This is a genomic window from Sinomonas cellulolyticus, assembly GCF_014656475.1.
Taxonomy (GTDB): Bacteria; Actinomycetota; Actinomycetes; order Actinomycetales; family Micrococcaceae; genus Sinomonas; species Sinomonas cellulolyticus.
This window is the reverse complement of the sequence record NZ_BNCM01000005.1, coordinates 292,071-309,755: the sequence shown is the minus strand read 5'-3', so window position 1 is coordinate 309,755 and position 17,685 is coordinate 292,071. Positions and strand designations below refer to the sequence as shown.

Below are 17,685 nucleotides of genomic sequence, written 5' to 3'. Positions count from 1 at the left end.
TGTGGTCACGCCTGCCGCGAGAACATGGGCGGCTCCGGTGAGCAGAACACGCCCCCGATGCAGCGCTGGTCCCACTCCGATCCTTGGGCGGCCCCTGCGGCGTCGGCGGGCAGGTCATGGGCGTACGCCTCGGCGTCGTCCTCCGGGTGGAACCCGATCGACCGACCGCCCTCCCGCGAAAAGTAGCTGCGGGTATTGCGCGAGACGCCCCAGACGATGCGGAAGCCGCCCGCCGCATTGGAGAGCGCGGCGTCGAACAGGCGCCCGGCGTCCGCCGGCGAGAGCCAGGTGCTGAGCATCCGCTCGTTCTGCGGCGTGCTGAACCGCGAGGCGATCCTCAGGCACACCACGTCCATGCCGTGGCGGTCCGCGTAGAGGCTCCCGAGTGCCTCCACCGCAGCTTTCGATACACCGTAGAAGGTGTTGGGACGAGCCGGGACGTCATCGGGCAGCGTCTCGCCGCGGTGAGGAACCGGCGTGAACCCGGCCGCGTGGATCGAGCTGGCGAGCACCGCCTTGGGGACGCCGACGGCGCGCGCGGCCTCGAGCACAGACTCTGTACCGTCGATGTTGGTCCTGGCGATCTCCTCCCAGCTCGCCTCGAGCGGGATACCGGCAAGATGCACGACGGCGGCGCAGCCGGCGAACGCTTCCCGGAGCCGGTCGCGGTCCTGGATCGACGCAATGACCCACTCACAGCCCATGGGGTCCGCGGGCTCGGCCTGGTCGAGGCAGAGCACCTCGTAGCCGCGGTCACGGAGGTAGGGAATGATGTCCCGGGCAAGGCTTCCTGCGGCCCCGGTGAGGACGATTCTGCCCCGCGCGACGTGGGTTGTTTCTGTCATCAGATAAGTGCTCCTTGCTGGGTCAGGAGGGTGCGGATGGCGCCGAGGTCGTGCCGCCCGGCGTGCGCGTAGACGGCGCCTGCGACCCCGGCAGCATGTCCGGTGGCGAAGGCGGTCCCCATGACTCGCAGGGAGGCGAAGGCGCGCTGGTCGGCGCTGACCAGCCTCCCGGCGGCCCAGAGGTTCTCGATGGTGGAGGAGCAGAGGCTCCCGTAGGGGATGTGGTACCAGCCCTTGTCCTTGACCGCGGTGTAGGCGGTGACTCCCGGGACACTGTGGTCTTCCATGGGCCACCCGCACCGTGCGATCCCCTCGGCCGGCCTCTTGCGCCCCTCGGCAACGTCCTGGGCACGCACGGTTTCCCTGCCGTGCAGGCGTCTGCCTTCACGGATGCCCAGCTGCGGCCCAGTCGCTGCGAGGAAGGCAGCCTCCCATCCGGGGAGGAAGAGCCGGAACGCCTCGAGGTAGTGCCAGCAGAGGCGCCGCCCCGCCACTTCTGCCGCCGAGAGTTCCTGGACGTCGAAGACGTCGCGGTGCTGGTCGGCGAGCAGGAGCATGATCTCGCCCGAGACCGGCATGCGCACCGCAACGCCGTGGTCACGGGTGAGCGCGGTGCCGGTCAGGGATTCGTAGCGGCGGACGGCCGCGGCCATGCTCTCGGCCGACAGGTCGGCGTCCTCCCTGACGCCGCCAGCCCGCATCACCAGGGTGCTGGCCTGCCGCTCGCCGACGGGCGACACCAGGGCCTCGGCCCCCGAGGCCGCGATGAGCGCGCCGTCCCCGCTGCAGTCGATGAAGGCGGCGGCCTCGACTCTGAGGTGACCACCCCGATGGGAGATGTCGATCTGCGCGATGCGGTCGCCGTCCCGCACCGCCGCAACGAGATGGCTGTGCAGGAGGAGCACGACCCCCGCCCCCGAGACGAGGTCGTCGAAGACTGTCTTGGTGGTCTCGAGGTCGAGGAGCACCACCGTGTTGCCGGAGGCTCTAAATGTCTCCGTGCGGTACAGGTCCCGCTTCTGCAACCCGTCGAGGAACTGCTGGCCGACTCCGGCGACCACCTGCTCCTTGGTCTGGTCGAAGAAGCCGCAATGGGTCAGGACCGAGCTGACCGTGGCCGCGCCGCCGAGGAAGCCATACTGCTCGACGAGGCAAACCCTCGCGCCGGCCTGTGCGGCGCCGAGAGCGGCGGCGACCCCGGCGGCGCCGCCCCCGATCACCGCGACGTCGACGCTGAGGACCTTCGGGTCGTGAATCATCCCCTTCATGGTGACCCCGATCACCCCATGTGGCCATTGCCTTCTGGGCTCCGCTCCCATGCCTGGAAGGCATAGGATTGGGCCATGGAGCTCCGCAGCCTGCACTACTTCTCCGCGGTAGCGGAGCTGGGCTCGATCAGCCGGGCCGCGGACGCACTCCATTTGACGCAGCCCTCGCTCAGCCGCCAGCTGGCCGCCCTGGAGCGCGAGCTGGGTCACGAGCTGTTCATCCGCTCCCCGAAAGGCGCCGAGCTGACCCGGGCAGGCCGCGGCCTGCACAGCCACCTGAAGGTCCTGTTCGCCGAGGTTGACCGCATCCCCGAGGTGCTTCGCACGGCGAGCGAGAGCAGAGAGCTCCTGCGGGTCGGGCTGCCCCCGGGCGTGCCCCACGAGTGGCTTGCCTCGGTGGTGCGCGAGGCCCGGGAGGTGATCCCGCACGCGGACATCTCCCTGCACGAGGCCAGCAGTGACGAACAGCGGGTCATGCTCAGGGAAGGACGCCTTGAGGTCGGCCTGCTTCACCTCGCGCCGCCGGAGTACGCCTCGGAACGGGTCCTCACTCAGAGGATCGGGGTGGCCGTTCCGCCCGACTCACCGCTCAGCAGCCAGCGGTCGGTCCGCTTCGCCGACCTCGCAGGGCTGCGCGTCATGGCCCACGCCGACGGAGAAGTGGCGGGCGAGGGGACGCGGCTGCGCGAGGCCTCCCGGGCCGCCGGAGTCACCCCCGACTGGATCTTCCGGAAGTTCTCCCAGCACAGCGAGCTCATCGCGATGAGCTCGCGCGTCGACGCCGCGCTCATGACCAGGCCCTCCGCCGGCCGCAACATGCCCAGCTGGCGCTGGGTCGAGGTGAAGGAAGTCGATGCGGAGGGCCATGCCCTGACCGTGGAAACGTGGGCTGCGACGGCAGGCAGCCATCCATTCGTCCATGAATTCATCGAGCTGCTTCGTACAGAAGGGCGACGTTTCCATGCATGAGGGCGCGATCGTGCTCATCGGCTCCACCGGTGCGGGGAAGTCCGCCGTCGGGGAGGCCCTGGGGCGGCTCCTCGGGATTCCCTTCCTGGACAGCGACCACGAGCTGGCCGCCGTGCATGGGCCTATCCCCGAGCTCTACGCGTCCCTTGGAGAGGAGCAGTTCCGGCAGCTCGAGGCAGAGACCGTGGCTTCGCTGCTCGACGGTACGGGTGGGACGTCGCATGCCGTGCTCTCCCTCGGCGGCGGGGCCGTTCTCGACGATGGGACTCGCCGTCTCCTAGGCCGCGCCACCGTGGTCTGGCTCGAGACCGACCTGGCCACCGTCCTGCCGCGGCTCGCGGGCGGACGGCCGCTCTTCGGCGGCGACGTTGCCACGGCCTGGCAGCGGAACCACGAGCTGAGGCGCCCGCTCTACGAGGAGGTCGCGACCCACCGGATCGATGCGAGGCGGGGGAGCCCCGAGGCGCTCGCGGAGGAGATCGCCGCTGCTCTGAATGCCCAGCGTTGATGCAGTACTTGCGCGGGCACCATCAGCAATGGCGCGGGTGCAGGCGCCCTACCACTGAGGACCTGGCGATAGAGTCCACCCATGCCCACCTCGGAACCCGCCGACGTCGCTACCCTCGAAGCCCTCCTCCCCAAAGGCCGCGTCCTGACCGCGCAGGAGGCCTCCCTCGCTGCCTACCTCCACGACGAAGGCGAGTGGGCCGTCTACGGCACCCCGCGCGCCGTCGTGCGTCCGGAGAGCACCGAGGAGGTGGCCGAGGTGGTGCGCTGGTGTGCGCGGACCGGCACGCCGCTCGTGCCGCGCGGGGCGGGGACTGGGCTCTCGGGGGCGGCGAACGCGATCGAGGGCTGCGTCATCGTCTCGTTCGAGCGGATGAACCAGGTCCTCGAGGTCAACGAGGCCGAGCGCTGGGCCCGCGTCCAGCCCGGCGTGGTCAATGACGACCTCCGGGCCCACGTCGCCCAGCACGGCCTCTGGTACCCGCCGGACCCGGCCTCGTCGCCGTGGTCCACGATCGGCGGCAACGTCGCCACGAACGCGGGCGGCATGTGCTGCGTCAAGTACGGGGTGACCCGGGACTACGTGCTCGAGCTCGAGGTGGTCACCGGCACAGGGGAGATCACCCGGCTGGGCACCAGGACGGCGAAGGGCGTGGCCGGCTACAACCTCGTGGGCCTCATCGTCGGCTCCGAGGGCACGCTCGCCGTCGTCACCGAGGTGGTGGTGCGGCTGCGGCCCCTGCCGCCGGCGCCGATCACGGTGGCCGGCATGTTCGACTCGCTCGTCGACGCCGGCCGCGCCGTGGCGCTCGTGGCCGAGTCCGGGATCAGCCCCTCGACCCTCGAGCTCGTGGACCGGCACTGCCTCAAGGCCGTGGACGACTGGAAGCACATGGGCCTCTCGACCGACGCGAACGCGGTGCTCATCGGTCGCACGGACGCACGCGGGGAGCAGGGCGAGTTCGAGGCCGCCGAGCTGGCCCGCTGCTTCGAGGAGGCGGGGGCGAGCTTCGCCGCGGTCTCGGCCGACGAGCAGGAGTCCGAGGCCCTCTACGCCGCCCGCAGGCTCGCCTACCCGGCGCTCGAGCGGCTCGGCCCGGTGCTCACCGAGGACGTGTGCGTTCCCAAAGCCAGGGTGCCCGAGGTGCTCGCCCGGATCGAGGAGATCAGCGCGGCCCACAGCGTGCTGATCGCCAACATCGCCCACGCCGGCGACGGCAACCTCCACCCGCTCATCATCACCGCGGCCGGGGACGAGGCCGCCAAGACCCGCGCGCACGAGGCGTTCGACGAGATCATCGACGCCGCCCTCGCCGCTGGCGGCACCGTGACCGGCGAGCACGGAGTCGGCACGCTCAAGCTCGACGGGCTCGCCAAGGAGCTCCCGCCCGCGAGTTTGGCCCTGCACCACGCGGTCAAGCACGCCATGGACCCGCATGGGATCCTCAATCCCGGCCGTGCGATCCCGCCGCTGGGGTAGGGCGAGCGGTCAGGCGAGGCGGGCGGTCCAGCGAGGGCGGGGCTGTCACTGCTCCGCGACGTCGTCCGCCACCCGGCGGAGGTCCTGGCACCAGCCCATCGACCGGTTCCGGTGACGCGTGGCAGCTTCGAAGTTCTGGAGGGCGTCAGCGACGGCGTTGAGCGCGGCGGAGACGTTCACCCTCACCGCTTCATAGCCCTCGTCTGAGCGCGGGTCCGCAGAGGCCCCCTGCAGCAGTTCCGCGCCGGCCCGGAGCACCAGTGAGGCCTCGAGCTCATTCATGATTCGTCTCCTCTGCCTTTTCCCCAGTCACCCGATAGGCCGCCACGATCGCGGGCGCAGACGCTTGGAACACCGTCTGGCCCCCGGGGAGGACCATGTATCCCAAGAACTCCTGGTCAAAGGCGACGATGCCGGTGCCGACCGCGTCGAGCTTTGCCCGGAGGACCTGGGCAAGCTGGCGCCACCGGTGGCGCGCGGCCTCCTGGACCGAGCCCTGGGTGTGGGCCTCGCCGCCAGCAGGCGGGGCTACCCGGAACCGGTGCCCTCCGTGGGAGAAGGCCACGGAGGGGCCGTTGCCCGGTCCGAGAAGGACGTCGTGGGCTCCGGCCCCGGTGAGCATCGTCTGGATGTCGGACTGCAGGGCCGCGCAGGTGAGGGAGGCGCCGCGGACGTAGTGGGCGCTCACGCCCCGGCCCCCGTCCCGGCACGCGCTCCAGCACCGCGCTGTAGTGCGGTCAACTGGAGGTGTGCCCCTAGGGGGCGGAGCGAGGCCACTACCGGCGGCCGAACTGGGCGGCGATGGGGCACTCGAACGGGTCGCGGGCCGCCAGGCCCACGCGGTTCAGGTAGCGGATGACGATCCCGTAGGAGCGCCACAGGCTCGTCTCGGTGTAGGGGACCGCAAGCCGGGCGCACTGCTCGCGGACCATCCGGCGCGCCTTCGCCAGATGGGGGCGCGGCATGGACGGGAACAGGTGGTGCTCCACCTGGTAGTTCAGGCCGCCCATGAGCCACGTGGCCCACCAGCCGCCCGCGACATTCCGGGACGTGCGGACCTGCTTGGAGAAGAAGTCCAGCTTCGCCTCCGGTGCGATCACGGGCATGCCCTTATGGTTCGGTGCGAACGTGGCCCCCATGTAGAGCCCGAACACGGCCAGCTGCACCCCGAGGAACGCGAACGCCATGCCGACGGGCAGCAGCCAGAAGAGCGGAGTCAGGAGCAGCACGAAGCGCAGCCCGAGAAGTCCGATTTCCGACCAGCGGCCCTTCACGGGCCCAGCGGAGAACAGGTGCCGCACGCTGTGGAGGTGCAGGTTGAGGCCCTCGAGGGTCAGCAGCGGGAAGAACAGCCACCCCTGCCGGCGGGTGATGAAGGCCCGCAGGCCCCGGGCCTTCGCGGCGTCCTCGGCGACGAAGGAAACGGTATCCACCTCGATATCCGGATCGCGGCCCACCTTGTTCGGGTTCGCGTGGTGGCGTGAGTGCTTGGAGTCCCACCAGGAGTAGCTGATGCCCACGACGGCGGCAAGGAACCTCGCGAGCCGGTCGTTCCCGGGGCCTGCGGAGAGGATCTGCCGGTGAGCGGCCTCATGGGCGAGGAATGCGACCTGGGTGAACAGGACGCCCAGACCGCCTGCGATCAGCAGCTGGAACCAGCTCTCGCCGAGAAGGACGGACCCGGTGGCGCAGGCGGCGAGCCCGATCGCGAGGGCGGCGCCGACGATGAGGTAGAACCAGGGGGTGCGCTTCAGCAGGCCCCGCTCGCGAATGGTCTTGGAGACCTCGAGGTAGGCCTGGGCAATCGGCGGGAAGTCGCGGGTGCCGGCGTACTGCTGGAGGCCCGGGACGGTGCCGGGGGCGCGGCCTGTGAGTGAGGGGCGGAGGGCGGGGCTCGATACGGTGGCGATCAGAGCACCCCTTTCAGGCATGCGCACTTGCGCGGCGGGGCTGCTTCAGCAGGGAAGCGATAGCTGGGATTCGATGTGGTGCTGCCGTGCCGGCGGACCGCGGTCCACGGTCCGCCGGCATGGCGGGTGCCGCTAGAGAGCTCAGAGCTCAGAGCGGGCGGATGTTCGCAGCCTGCGGGCCCTTGGGGCCACGCTCGGAGTCGAACTCGACCTTCTGGCCCTCTTCGAGGGAGCGGTAGCCGCTGGTCGCGATCGCGCTGTAGTGCGCGAACACGTCCGGCGTGCCGTCCTCGGGAGCGATGAAGCCGAAGCCCTTTTCGGAGTTGAACCATTTCACGGTGCCAGTGGCCATGTGTTTTTCCTTTTTTTCTTTGAGATGGGCCGAGACGACGGCCTGTGTTCCGCGCAGACGATGTGCCTGGGCGGACAACTGTGGTGGTGAGAAGAATGGGGGAATGCCGGGTGTGAACGGCCTGAGGCCGCTGGAGTCTTCCTCTATGGGTCCATCAACTGCGCGCTGTCGCCGGGCAGATGAATCAGAGTACGTGCGATGGATGCTTTCAATAGAGGGAACGGGACACGGCCTGGAAGTCATGACCTGAAGGGTCCGTGTCTTTAACAGACTACACGTTCCGGCCCGAATCCCTCGCATGCGCCGTCTCCGGTGGCGACGTCGGCGTGCTCGCATGCTCACTGCCGCTCGCTGGGTGCGCTCACTGCCGCGGTTAGTCCACGGCGGAAGGTGCGGGGGCGGCGTCGTCCGTCCCCGGGGCCACGTACCGCTCGCCGCGAAGGGCGGAGGCGACGGCGGCGATGAGGCACGCGGCGACGGCGAACCCGAAGGCGACCGCGAGCCCGGCGGCGAACGGCCCTGAGATGAGCGAGGGGAAGAACGCCCGGCCGGTGAGGTAGTGGACGTTCGCCGCGGGCAGCGCTCCGAGGACCTGCGGGCCCAGCAACGTCTGGACGGGGTTGTAGCCCAGCAGCGAGGCGAACAGCACGCCCACAGGAGGCAGGGCCGCGACGCGGCCGGCCGCCGCTGCCGGGACGCCCTGCGCCATGAGCCCGGCGGTAAGGGTGCGGGGGAGCGAGCCGGCCAGTCCGGTGATCATGAGCGAGAAGAAGATGCCGATCGAGAGCACCATGGCCGAGTTCTGGAACGTTGTGCTCATTCCGGCACCGACCCCGCGCTGGTCCGGGGGCAGGCTGTTCATGATCCCGGCCCGGTTGGGGGCCGCGAACAGGCCCATGCCGATCCCGTTGGCCAGGAGCGCGAGCGCGAACACCCAGTAGTCGAAGTTCACCGGGAGGGCCAGGAGCCACAGGAAGCTCGCGGCTGCGACGACCATCCCACCGGTGGCGAGGAGCCGGGCGCCGAACCGGTCGGAGAGCCAGCCCGAGGTGGGGCCGGCCACGAGGAAGCCGACCGTGAGCGGCAGCATGTAGATGCCCGCCCACAGGGGAGTGGACTCGAAGCTGTAGCCGTGCTGAGGGAGCCAGATGCCCTGCAGCCAGATGATGAGGATGAACATCAGGCCTCCGCGGCCGAGGCCGGAGAGCAGGCTCGCGAGGTTCCCGGCCGAGAACGCGCGGATGCGGAACAGGTCCAACCGGAACATCGGCTCCGACACGCGCAGCTCGATCACGCAGAACAGGACCAGCACCGCCGCCCCGCCCAGCAGCGCCGCGAGGACGCCCGGGTTGGCCCAGCCCATGGGGCTGCCCCCGTAGGGCTGAATCCCGTACGTGATGCCGACGAGGACCGCGATGAGGCCGGCGGCGAACGTGAGGTTCCCCCACCAGTCCATCCGCGCTCGCGGTCGCGTGCCGATCTCGTGGAGGCGCAGCGACGCCCACACCGTGCCGAACAGGCCCACGGGCACCGAGACGAGGAACACGAGCCGCCACTCGATGGGGCCGAGGAGGCCGCCCAGTATCAGGCCGATGAACGAGCCCGCGATCCCCGCCACCTGGTTCAGGCCCAGGCCAAGGCCACGCTGGTTCACCGGGAACGCGTCGGTGATGATCGCGCTCGAGTTCGCCATGAGCAGCGCGCCCCCCACGCCCTGCAGGATGCGCATCGTGATGAGCCACAGCGCCCCCGCCGTCCCCGAGAGCCAGGTGACGGAGAGGAGCACCGAGAAGGCGGTGAAGATTGCGAACCCCCAGTTGTACATCTTCACGCGGCCGTACATGTCCCCGAGCCGGCCGAAGCTCACCACGAGCACGGCCGTGACCACGAGGTAGCCCATGATGACCCACAGCAGCAGGCTCGTGTTGGACGGCTCGAGTGGATTGATCCCGATGCCGCGGAAGATGTCCGGCAGTGCGATGAGCAGGATCGAGGAATTGATCGTGGCCATGAGGACGCCGAGCGTCGTGTTGGACAGGACGATCCACTTGTAGTGCGGGCTCGCGAGGTCCCGCTCGGCGTGCGATGCGCGCCGAGCACGGTACGAGGCGAGCGTATTGAGGCCCATGCGACTCTCCCAACTGCTGCGAGGTGGGTGCGAGTTGGTTGCGTCTACGAACTACCGTACGCCCGCCGTGGCGTACGGTGGAGAGATGCCCTACCCCACTCTGCCTTTCCCGCCACGGAGCGAGGGGTGGACGTTGACCATCCCCGAGCTCGCCGAGGTCATGGGCGAGGAGGCCTTCAACAACCCGCGCGACCACGGGTACGGGGAATGCGATCCGGAGACCCGGCACCAGCTGCGGAAGGTACGCGACGCGCCCGAGGTGCACGTGCGGATCTACAGGGCCCTCCCGGCGGGCCTCGGCGAGATCAACACCGGCGACTGGATCACTCTCTCCAGGGACTATGCGCGCCAGTACGCGATGCGGGACGACGAGGCGGCCCATGACTGGCCGATCGTCTTCGCCGATGTGGAGGCCCGCACGGTTCTGACCGACGGGAAGGACCTCGACCAGTACCGGTACGCGGGCGCCTCGCTCTCCGGGCTGCGCGACCACGCCGCGGGCGCCTAAGTCCCCGGTATCTCACGCCCCGACCTGGGGAGATCCACCTCGAACACCCGGCCCAGCGCCGGCAGATGCATGAGTACCCGCACCACGCGCCTTCCGGTCGCGGTTTCGACCGCCGCCCGGTACGCCGCCATCTGGCCCAGGTAGTGCACCCGGATGTGGCCCACCGGGTCGCTCCCGGGGTAGGTCTTGTGGTCCACGAGCACGAACCCGTCCGGCCCCTCGAGCAGCAGGTCGATCCAGCCCTCCATCGTCTGCCCGTCCGGGCGCCAGCCGATGGCGGCCTCGCGGTGGCGCGCCCACCCCGGGAACTCGGCGTCGAGCCAGGCCCCGAACCGCTCGCCGGCGGCCGTCAGCAGCGACGCCTCCACGGTCCGGCCCACACCCCACCGCTCCACGAGCCGCTGGGCGAGGCGGTCGCGTCCGGCGTCGTCGAGCGTGCGGAAGTCCGTGCCGAGGTAGGCGTGGACCGCTGATCCGACCGCGTCCCAGTCCTCCGAGCCGCGGGTCGCCAGCGCGGGCCCGAGCACGGCCGCCTCGCGGACCTCGGCCTCCTGCCCCGCGGACAGCGCCTCGCTCGCCTTGAGCCTCGCGGACTTGTACGTGACGTCAGGTCTTGCCGCAGCGGCAGCCGGATCGACCCACCGAGGCTCCCACTCTCCGTCGTGCGCTGCCTCCTTGACCGGCTCGAGGGCCATGACCCGAGCCGGCACGTGCGTCTCCCGCCCCACCACCACCTCGTCGGTGCCGGGCTTGAACGCGACGAGCCCCTCGATCCCGAGGTCGTTGAGCATGCTCGGCGAGCCGTTCTTCGCCGTCAGCACCGTGGTGTGGGCGGCGCGGGTCATCCCCACGTACATGAGCCGCGCCTGGTTGCGCTGCTCCCGCGCGAGGAAGCGCGCGGCGGCCTCCGAGGCCTGCGCCCGGGCGTCCAGGGGCGAGCCGCCGTACGGGAACGGGCTCGGCCACAGCCGGATCCACCGGCCTGCCAGCGGGTCCGCGAGGTCCAGAGCGCGCGTCGACTCGACCCCGGTGCCGAACGGCCGCGCCTTCGACTCCTTGTCCAGGCTCTCCATGACCACCACGGGCCACTCGAGCCCCTTGGCCCTGTGGTAGGTGAGCACGTTGACCACGTCCGGCCCGGCGTTCTCGGCCGACTCGTGCTCGTCCGAGGCGAAGAAGTCCAGGAACCCGCGCAGGGTGGCGGGCTCCCGCAGCGCCCGGCACCGCTCGTAGTACAGCTCCACCGCGCCGCGGAACGCGTCGAGGTTCCGCAGCCTCCGCTCCGGCGCCGACCAGCCCGCAATGAGCCGCGGCAGCCCGAGCACCCCCGTCACCGCCTCGAGGACCTCCGTGGGCGTGGCCGCGACGGCCCGGCCGCGCAGCCCGTCCAGCGCCGCCACGAGCGGAGCCGCGCGCCAGGCATCGTGCACGAGCCGGGGTCCCGCGATCAGGGTCCCCTCGGCATCGCGCTCGTCCTCCCGGCGCACGACGGCGCCGAGCAGCTCCCGCTGCCAGGTCAGGTTCGAGGGGTGGTCGGGATGGAGCGCGACCAGCTCCGCGAGGGCCACCGTGTCGTGCCGGTCGGCCACGTACGCCATCCCGGCCCGGACGAGCTGCACCTCGCGGGCCGTGCCCAGCTGCCGCGGATTGAGGCTCGCGCGCAGGCCCAGCTCATCCAGGGCCGCGGCCACGGACCGGACCTCGGCGTTGGTCCGGGTCAGCACCGCGATGTCCGCGGGCCGCAACGGGCGCCCCCCGGCCGCGCCCCGGTCGAGGAGGTCCTTCACTCCCGCTGCCGTGGCCCGCAGCCGGTCCGCGGCGTTCGGCTGCGCCCGCGACCATGCCTCGACCGTGCCGGGATCACCCGCGTATGCGGCGGCCTTGGCCGGGGGCAGTGCGAGGTGCACGGACTCCCGGCCCATGCGGTGGCCGTCGGTGGTCTGGGTGAAGACCCGCTCGAACACCGCGTTGGAGAGGTCCACCGGCGCCTGCCGCGACCGGTACGTCTCGGACAGCTGCTCGCGCCGCTCGGCCGGGACCCGGGCCATGACGGCCTCCATGAGCTCGGGGTCCGTCCCGCGGAACTCGTAGATGGCCTGCTTGGGATCGCCCACCCAGACGGCCCGCTGCACGAGGGCGCCGAGTTCGAGGAACAGCGCGAGCTGGAGGGGGCTGGTGTCCTGGAACTCGTCCACGACGAGCACGTCGATGCGGCCGCGGAAGGCGGCGCGGAACGACTCGTTGTCCCGGGCCAGCGTGAGGACCCTGGCCTCCTGGTCCACGAAGTCCATGAGGGCGTTGTCCCGCTTGAACGTCTCGTACGCCTCCAGACAGTCCGCCGCGCAGCGGAACAGTCCCCGCACGTATCCCTCGAGGTCCGCGTGGAACGCGGGGTTGGAGAGCAGCTCGGCGTGGATGCGCTCCCGCAGCGGCCAGAAGATCTTCTTCAGGGGTGCCGCGGGGTTCGAGCCCACGAACCCGCGCCACACCTCCCAGGGCGTCGTCTGCACATCCTGGGCCCGCGAGACCTTCTCCAGGACCTTCGGGTACTGCTCTTGAAATGCCTTTGTGCCCACGTTGGCCTTCGAGCCGTCACGGTGCTCGCCGCGGGCGGCCGTCTGGTCCAGCTCGGCCCTCAGCGCGTGGAGGTCCCGCAGCCACTCCTCGCGGTGGTCCTCGCCCGGGTGGTCGAGGAAGCCGCGGAACCCGGCCCACGAGGCGTCCGCGCACGCCCGCACCGCGTTGGCATCGAGCTGGTTGGTCCGCGCGAGGTCCACGATGCGCTGCAGGGTCTCCTCCCACGACTCCACCCCGTACCCCTGGGCGAGGTCTGGGTGGGTCCCCATGCGCACCGAGATCGGGGTGAGCACCTCCGCGTGGTGGGCGCGGATCTCGTCGGTGGCCAGCCGGAACATCGCCGCGAGCTGGTCCTCGCCGATCACCTCGAGGGCGGGGGAGAGGCCGGCGTCGATCGCGTGCTCGGCGAGCAGCTGCCCGCACACGCTGTTGACCGTGCCGATGAGGCTCGCGCCGAGCTGCTGGGCCGCGAGGCCCTCGCCGGACTCGAGGAGCCGAGCGGCGATCCGCTCGCGCAGCTCCCCGGCGGCCTTCTTGGTGAACGTGGTGGCCATGACCTTCTCGGGCGGTGTGCCGCGCCGGATCTCCTCCACGATCTTGCCGGTGAGCGTGTAGGTCTTCCCCGTCCCGGCGCTCGCCGAGACCATCGTGACGTTCTCCAGCGCCACGCCGTGCCGCCCGGCGGCCGCCCGTGCCGGCGTGCCTGTCAGCGCGCTCATGAGTAGTCCCCCTTCAGCCCGCACAGGGCCCCGAACTGGCAGAATCGGCACCCGGGTTCCACATACAGGCGCCCCTCGAGGGTCTCGACCTCCTCGATGGTGCCCGGCGACCCGCCAGCGGCCTCCGCGGCCGCCGCGAACGCGTCCTCCACCGGCTTGGTCGCGGTGACCCGCCCGGCGAGGACCTGCTCGAGCGTCGTCTCGGCCGAGCGCACCGCCCGCCGCCACAGCTGGTCCGGTCCCTCGGCACGCGGGATCCGTGCCCCGAAGTGCTCATGGGCGGAGGCGAACGCGTGCTGCTTGAGCAGGTAGTAGGCGGTCGGATCGTCCGGAGGCGCCTCCGCGCCGTCGTGCAGCGCCCACTGGTAGAGCGCGAGCTGGAGCGCCCGGCCGTCCTGGATCCGCTGCCGCAGGAATTTCGCCCCGCTGTACCACTTGAGGTCCACCACCACGGTGCGTCCCTCGGTGTCGACCCCCACGGCGTCGGCCGCGCCCTGCACGGGGATTGCGAGGACGCCGCTCTCCGTGACGAGCTGGAGCTCTTTGACGAACGGCTTCTCGACGTCCTGCAGCACCACGCCGGCCCTCTCGAGGCCGCGGAAGAACCCGTGCGCGGCCTCGGCGATGGCCGCCACGACGGTGAGCCGCCGCGCCTTCTGGCCCGGCAGGAGCAGCTCGGAGGCCATCTCCGGCAGGAGCTGCTCGAGCACGCCGGCAACCTCGTGGTCCTCCGGCACGGCCCGGTGCTCCGCGCGAAGCCTGCCGTGGAGCACCTCCACGACCATGTGTGCAAGGCTCCCGATCATCCGCGCGCCCTCGGGGATGTCCGCGGCGTCGGGCACGCGGAGCCGCCCCTTGCGCTCGAGCGCCCATCGCATCGAGCAGCCCAGGAGCACCTCGAGCTGGGTGAAGGACAGGCTCTCCGGTGCCATCGCAGCGTTCGCGCCCACCTCCTGCACCGGGTTCGGCACGGCCGGGCGCTGCGCCGCGGCCCGCTCGAGCCGCGCGGTCCGCCCCGCGAGCCGCCACACGCCGTCCTGGTCCGTGAGGCACGACGGCGCGCTGGTCACGGCCGCGATCCGGTCCCCGAGCGACGCGGAAGCGTCAGGGGAGGCGCCGTACCGTTCGACGAGCGACTCCAGCAGCGGGTTCTCGTCGACCCGCTCGCCGTTCCGCTGGGCGATCTGCACGAGCACGATCCTGCGGCACCGCCCGGCGGCAGCGAGGGTCTCCCGCACGGCCAGCGCGGTGAGGTCCTGCGGGGTGGGCAGCTCGACGCCCGTCTGGGCGAGGACCGCGGCGTCGTGCGCGTCCCAGCGGCGCGCCGTGGGGGTCGACGCTGACTGGAAGCCCCACCAGAGGGCATCCTCGACCTGCTCGCCGAGTTCCACGAGGTGGTTCAGCCGCAGCCATGGCGCGGCCTCGGCGGGGAGGATCGGCTCCGTGCTGGGCCCGACGACCGATCCGATGATCCGCCGGAGGTCCCGCCGGGACACGTGCCGCAGTGGGGCGACGAGTGCGAGCACGCGCTTGAGCTGGGCGGAGGTGGGCTGGAGCCGCTCGCTGGAGGCCGCCCGAGCATTGAGGGCTGCCGTGAACCAGTGGGCGGCCTCGACGAGCTGGGCACCGCTGGGCCGCCGCTCCTCGGCAAGGAGGCCGGTGCTGAAGAGCCGGTCGAGATCGGCGGCGAGATCGGGTCCGAGGGTATCGTCGTCGCGGATCTCCTGGATGGCCCTCTCCCACGCGGGTCCACGCGTGCCGGGGGCGCTGCTGAGGGCGCGGAGCAGGTGCCGGGCGGCCCGGTGCTTGACCGGCGAGTCCGGCAGTGTGAGGAACTCGGCGAGCAGGTGCACGTTGGCCGGCGCCCACACGAGCTCGAAGAACAGCGGGATGAGCTGGTCCTGCGCGCGCCACGCCGACCGCGCCCCCAGGCCGAGCCGCGGGAGCCCGTGCGCCGTGAGGTACTGGTCCAGCACCGGCGTCGGGACCGAGCACACGACCGCCGTGCGGCTGTTCGCGCCGCCCGCGTCCCCAGCCGCGAGCCACCGGGCCGCGTGCTCGGCGGCCTCCCACTCCGTCTCGGCAGCCAGCACCGTGATCTCCGGCGCGCCGGCCGGCTCGGGCGCCTCGATGACGTGGACGCCCCTGTCCCGCAGCGCCCCGATCACGCGGCGCCATACCGCGGGGAAGGCCGCCTCCGGATGCTGAAGGACCAGCTCGTCGATCCCCAGCGGCAACGGCGAGGTCTCGAGCTCGGCGAGCAGCTCCGGGACGTCGTCGGCGAGGGACGGCGACAGGGCGAGCCCCGCCTGCATCCCGGCCCGCTCGCCGGCGGCGAGGGTCCGCAGCAGGGGCGACGGGGCGGCGTCGTGTGCGGGACCGCTCCCCGGCTCCGGAAGGGTGCCGTCCCAGCCGTTCGCGACCGCGTCGTCCCGCGCGGCGAGCAGCTCCTGCGCAGTGGACCACGGGTCCGCCTCGAGCGAGCCGTGGAACCACGCATCGGGCCTGTCGAGGTGCTCGAGACGGGCAAGGTACTGGCTCACGCGCTCGGCATTCGGGAAGTCCGGCCGAGTGAGTCCGAGGCGCGTCTGCAGGAGGCCGATGAGGTTCTTGCGGCCCACCCGCACCCGGTTCAGCCCGGGCGCCGAATACGCCCAGGGCGCACGGTCCAGAAACCAGCCGAACTCGACGATCATCGTCTCCCCTTGCTCGATCCCCCCAGTCCCTTCACCCTAGCCAACCCCTCCGACATTTCTCATGGGCGGCCCCACCAGTCGGGACTCCCACAGGTTTTGCACGCGGAGACCGGCTCCCCGGCTCGCCCCTGGCCTAGGGTGGACCCATGGAACGCCTCACATCTGCTGACGGAACGACCATCGCCTACGACCGCCTGGGCTCCGGCCCCGCGGTCATCCTCGTCTCCGGGGCCTCCGTGGACCGCCGCGGGGACGCCCACCTCGCTCAGGCCCTCGCCGAGGACTTCACCGTCTACAACTACGACCGCCGCGGCCGCGGGGACAGCACCGACACCCTCCCGTTCGCTGTCGAGCGCGAGATCGAGGACATCGCCGCGCTCCTCGACGCCGCCGGGGCGGCCACCTCGCACGACGGCGGGGCAGCGGCGGCCGTCGTCGGCTTCTCCTCCGGCGCGGCACTCGCCGCCCGGGCCGCCGCGGTGCTGCCGGTGCGCGCCCTCGTGATGTGGGAGCCGCCGTTCATGACCGACGAGGCCGGCGTGGCCCGCGCCAAGCAGTACACCGAGAACCTCAATGCCACCCTCGGCGACGGGGACAACGACGGCGCCCTCACCACCTTCCTGCGCTACGTGGGCCTGCCGGATGCGGCCATCGACGGATCGCGCAAGGAGCCCTTCTGGGAGGCCGCGGTGCGGCTGGCCCCGACGCTGGCGTACGACAACGCCGCCATGGGCGAGGATGCCGTGGTCCCCGCGGAGGACTTCGGCCGCATCACTGCGCCCACCCTCGTCCTCGCCGGCGGGGCGAGCCCCGACTTCCTCCCCGCGGCCGCCGAGGCGGTGGCCGCGGCCATCCCGGGGGCCAGAACCGGACTCCTCGACGGCCAGACGCACAACGTGGACGCGGCGGTCTTCGCCCAGGCGGTCCGCGAGTTCCTCCCGAACGCCTAGGCCCTGCCCGCTACGCTCGTCCTGTGACCGAGATGCCGCTGGCCTTCGCTGACGCCGTAGACAAGGTCGAATCCCTCACGCGGGTGTTCGCGGAGGTCGCCGAGGAGGTGGTCGACGAGGCCCGGCTCGGCCAGCCCGTGCCCACGTGCACCGGGTGGCGGATCGGGGACCTCGTGGACCACCTCGCCACGATCCACCGCTGGGCGGCCGACGCACTGGGTGCCGAGCACGCGCCGCCCCGAGCTGAGAGGCCGGCAGATGCGGACCTCGTGCGCTGGTACCGCACGAGCGCCGAACGCCTCGTCGATGCGCTTCGGGCCGCCGGGCCCGACGCGCCGGCGTGGACGCTCTGGGGCGACCGCGTGGCCGGCTTCTGGGCCCGCCGCCAGCTCCACGAGACCGCCGTGCACCTGTTCGACCTGCTCAACGCCTTCCGCTACGGGGACCAGTGGCACCTCGACGCGGACCTCGCCCTCGACGGCATCCGCGAAATCCTCGAGGGCTTCTACCCGCGCCAGGTGAGGCTCGGCCGCTCGAGCGCACTGCCCGGCGTCGTGCGCTTCGAGGTGACGCACGACGGCGGGGACGCGCCAACCGTGCTCGAGTCACCGGCGGTGGGGGATGGGCCGCACGCGGGCTCGGCGCTCGGGACCGTGACGGGCACGGCGGCGGATGTGTACCTTGGCCTGTGGGGCCGCCAGCCCCTCCGGGGCTGCTCCCAGGAGCTCGCAGAGACGCTCCGGGCGGCCAAGCTCACCCCATAAAACCGATTCGAC

15 protein-coding genes are annotated in these 17,685 nt (G+C 71.5%); 6 read left to right on the top strand and 9 right to left on the bottom strand.

Annotation, left to right across the window (positions count from 1 at the left end; genetic code table 11):
* Positions 1-5: 5 nt before the first annotated feature.
* Entirely contained in the window at positions 6-845 is an 840-nt protein-coding gene (locus IE231_RS08840; protein ID WP_189693569.1) for an NAD-dependent epimerase/dehydratase family protein, read from the bottom strand.
* Positions 845-2,104 (bottom strand): FAD-dependent oxidoreductase, encoded by a 1,260-nt coding sequence (locus IE231_RS08835; RefSeq protein ID WP_189693568.1) that lies wholly within the window; start codon positions 2,102-2,104, stop codon positions 845-847. The genes IE231_RS08840 and IE231_RS08835 overlap by 1 nt, the downstream gene beginning before the upstream one ends.
* An 84-nt stretch (positions 2,105-2,188) precedes the next feature.
* Between IE231_RS08835 and IE231_RS08830 the strand changes: the two genes are divergently transcribed.
* The 3 genes from IE231_RS08830 (at position 2,189) to IE231_RS08820 (ending at position 5,069) form a co-directional block, all read left to right on the top strand.
* Positions 2,189-3,082, top strand: coding sequence for a LysR family transcriptional regulator (locus IE231_RS08830; protein WP_189693567.1), 894 nt, complete (start codon positions 2,189-2,191; stop codon positions 3,080-3,082).
* Positions 3,075-3,590 carry a shikimate kinase gene (locus IE231_RS08825; protein WP_189693566.1) on the top strand — a complete coding sequence of 172 codons (516 nt, stop codon included), beginning with the start codon at positions 3,075-3,077 and terminating at the stop codon, positions 3,588-3,590. The genes IE231_RS08830 and IE231_RS08825 overlap by 8 nt, the downstream gene beginning before the upstream one ends.
* Positions 3,591-3,671: 81 nt before the next feature.
* Positions 3,672-5,069: an FAD-binding oxidoreductase gene (locus IE231_RS08820; protein WP_189693565.1), complete on the top strand. Its 1,398-nt coding sequence runs from the start codon at positions 3,672-3,674 to the stop codon at positions 5,067-5,069.
* Positions 5,070-5,114: 45 nt separating this feature from the next.
* Here the strand turns inward: IE231_RS08820 and IE231_RS08815 are convergent, their stop codons facing one another.
* The 5 genes from IE231_RS08815 to IE231_RS08795 form a co-directional block, all read right to left on the bottom strand.
* Positions 5,115-5,351 (bottom strand): hypothetical protein, encoded by a 237-nt coding sequence (locus tag IE231_RS08815; protein ID WP_189693564.1) that lies wholly within the window; start codon positions 5,349-5,351, stop codon positions 5,115-5,117.
* Positions 5,344-5,757 carry a hypothetical protein gene (locus IE231_RS08810; RefSeq protein WP_189693563.1) on the bottom strand — a complete coding sequence of 138 codons (414 nt, stop codon included), beginning with the start codon at positions 5,755-5,757 and terminating at the stop codon, positions 5,344-5,346. Before IE231_RS08810 ends, IE231_RS08815 begins: the two co-directional genes overlap by 8 nt.
* An 88-nt stretch (positions 5,758-5,845) precedes the next feature.
* Positions 5,846-7,000 carry a fatty acid desaturase family protein gene (locus tag IE231_RS08805; RefSeq protein WP_189693562.1) on the bottom strand — a complete coding sequence of 385 codons (1,155 nt, stop codon included), beginning with the start codon at positions 6,998-7,000 and terminating at the stop codon, positions 5,846-5,848.
* Positions 7,001-7,127: 127 nt separating this feature from the next.
* Positions 7,128-7,331 carry a cold-shock protein gene (locus IE231_RS08800; protein WP_189693561.1) on the bottom strand — a complete coding sequence of 68 codons (204 nt, stop codon included), beginning with the start codon at positions 7,329-7,331 and terminating at the stop codon, positions 7,128-7,130.
* Between the two features lie 373 nt (positions 7,332-7,704).
* Positions 7,705-9,459 carry an MFS transporter gene (locus IE231_RS08795; RefSeq protein WP_189693560.1) on the bottom strand — a complete coding sequence of 585 codons (1,755 nt, stop codon included), beginning with the start codon at positions 9,457-9,459 and terminating at the stop codon, positions 7,705-7,707.
* An 85-nt stretch (positions 9,460-9,544) separates the two neighbouring features.
* On the opposite strand from IE231_RS08795, the gene IE231_RS08790 reads away from it, so the two are divergent.
* Positions 9,545-9,967 carry a hypothetical protein gene (locus tag IE231_RS08790; protein ID WP_189693559.1) on the top strand — a complete coding sequence of 141 codons (423 nt, stop codon included), beginning with the start codon at positions 9,545-9,547 and terminating at the stop codon, positions 9,965-9,967.
* Here the strand turns inward: IE231_RS08790 and IE231_RS08785 are convergent.
* Positions 9,964-13,263, bottom strand: coding sequence for a UvrD-helicase domain-containing protein (locus tag IE231_RS08785; RefSeq protein ID WP_189693558.1), 3,300 nt, complete (start codon positions 13,261-13,263; stop codon positions 9,964-9,966). The two genes, IE231_RS08790 and IE231_RS08785, sit on opposite strands and share 4 nt — an antisense overlap.
* Positions 13,260-15,959: a PD-(D/E)XK nuclease family protein gene (locus IE231_RS08780; protein WP_189693557.1), complete on the bottom strand. Its 2,700-nt coding sequence runs from the start codon at positions 15,957-15,959 to the stop codon at positions 13,260-13,262. Before IE231_RS08780 ends, IE231_RS08785 begins: the two co-directional genes overlap by 4 nt.
* 146 nt (positions 15,960-16,105) lie before the next feature.
* Here IE231_RS08780 and IE231_RS08775 point away from each other — a divergent pair, with 146 nt between their 5' ends.
* Together IE231_RS08775 and IE231_RS08770 are read left to right on the top strand one after the other, a co-directional pair.
* Positions 16,106-16,909, top strand: coding sequence for an alpha/beta fold hydrolase (locus IE231_RS08775; RefSeq protein WP_189693556.1), 804 nt, complete (start codon positions 16,106-16,108; stop codon positions 16,907-16,909).
* 32 nt (positions 16,910-16,941) lie between these two features.
* Complete coding sequence (locus tag IE231_RS08770) at positions 16,942-17,673, top strand: maleylpyruvate isomerase family mycothiol-dependent enzyme (RefSeq protein WP_229866603.1); 732 nt, start codon at positions 16,942-16,944, stop codon at positions 17,671-17,673.
* Positions 17,674-17,685 lie beyond the last annotated feature (12 nt).

Coding starts and splice junctions, on each gene's coding strand:
- IE231_RS08825 (WP_189693566.1), top strand. CDS start 3,075: ATGCATGAGGGCGCGATCGTGCTCATCGGCTCCACCGGTGCGGGGAAG.
- IE231_RS08805 (WP_189693562.1), bottom strand. CDS start 7,000: ATGCCTGAAAGGGGTGCTCTGATCGCCACCGTATCGAGCCCCGCCCTC.
- IE231_RS08790 (WP_189693559.1), top strand. CDS start 9,545: ATGCCCTACCCCACTCTGCCTTTCCCGCCACGGAGCGAGGGGTGGACG.
- IE231_RS08795 (WP_189693560.1), bottom strand. CDS start 9,459: ATGGGCCTCAATACGCTCGCCTCGTACCGTGCTCGGCGCGCATCGCAC.
- IE231_RS08775 (WP_189693556.1), top strand. CDS start 16,106: ATGGAACGCCTCACATCTGCTGACGGAACGACCATCGCCTACGACCGC.
- IE231_RS08815 (WP_189693564.1), bottom strand. CDS start 5,351: ATGAATGAGCTCGAGGCCTCACTGGTGCTCCGGGCCGGCGCGGAACTG.
- IE231_RS08820 (WP_189693565.1), top strand. CDS start 3,672: ATGCCCACCTCGGAACCCGCCGACGTCGCTACCCTCGAAGCCCTCCTC.
- IE231_RS08800 (WP_189693561.1), bottom strand. CDS start 7,331: ATGGCCACTGGCACCGTGAAATGGTTCAACTCCGAAAAGGGCTTCGGC.
- IE231_RS08770 (WP_229866603.1), top strand. CDS start 16,942: ATGCCGCTGGCCTTCGCTGACGCCGTAGACAAGGTCGAATCCCTCACG.
- IE231_RS08835 (WP_189693568.1), bottom strand. CDS start 2,104: ATGATTCACGACCCGAAGGTCCTCAGCGTCGACGTCGCGGTGATCGGG.
- IE231_RS08785 (WP_189693558.1), bottom strand. CDS start 13,263: ATGAGCGCGCTGACAGGCACGCCGGCACGGGCGGCCGCCGGGCGGCAC.
- IE231_RS08840 (WP_189693569.1), bottom strand. CDS start 845: ATGACAGAAACAACCCACGTCGCGCGGGGCAGAATCGTCCTCACCGGG.
- IE231_RS08780 (WP_189693557.1), bottom strand. CDS start 15,959: ATGATCGTCGAGTTCGGCTGGTTTCTGGACCGTGCGCCCTGGGCGTAT.
- IE231_RS08830 (WP_189693567.1), top strand. CDS start 2,189: ATGGAGCTCCGCAGCCTGCACTACTTCTCCGCGGTAGCGGAGCTGGGC.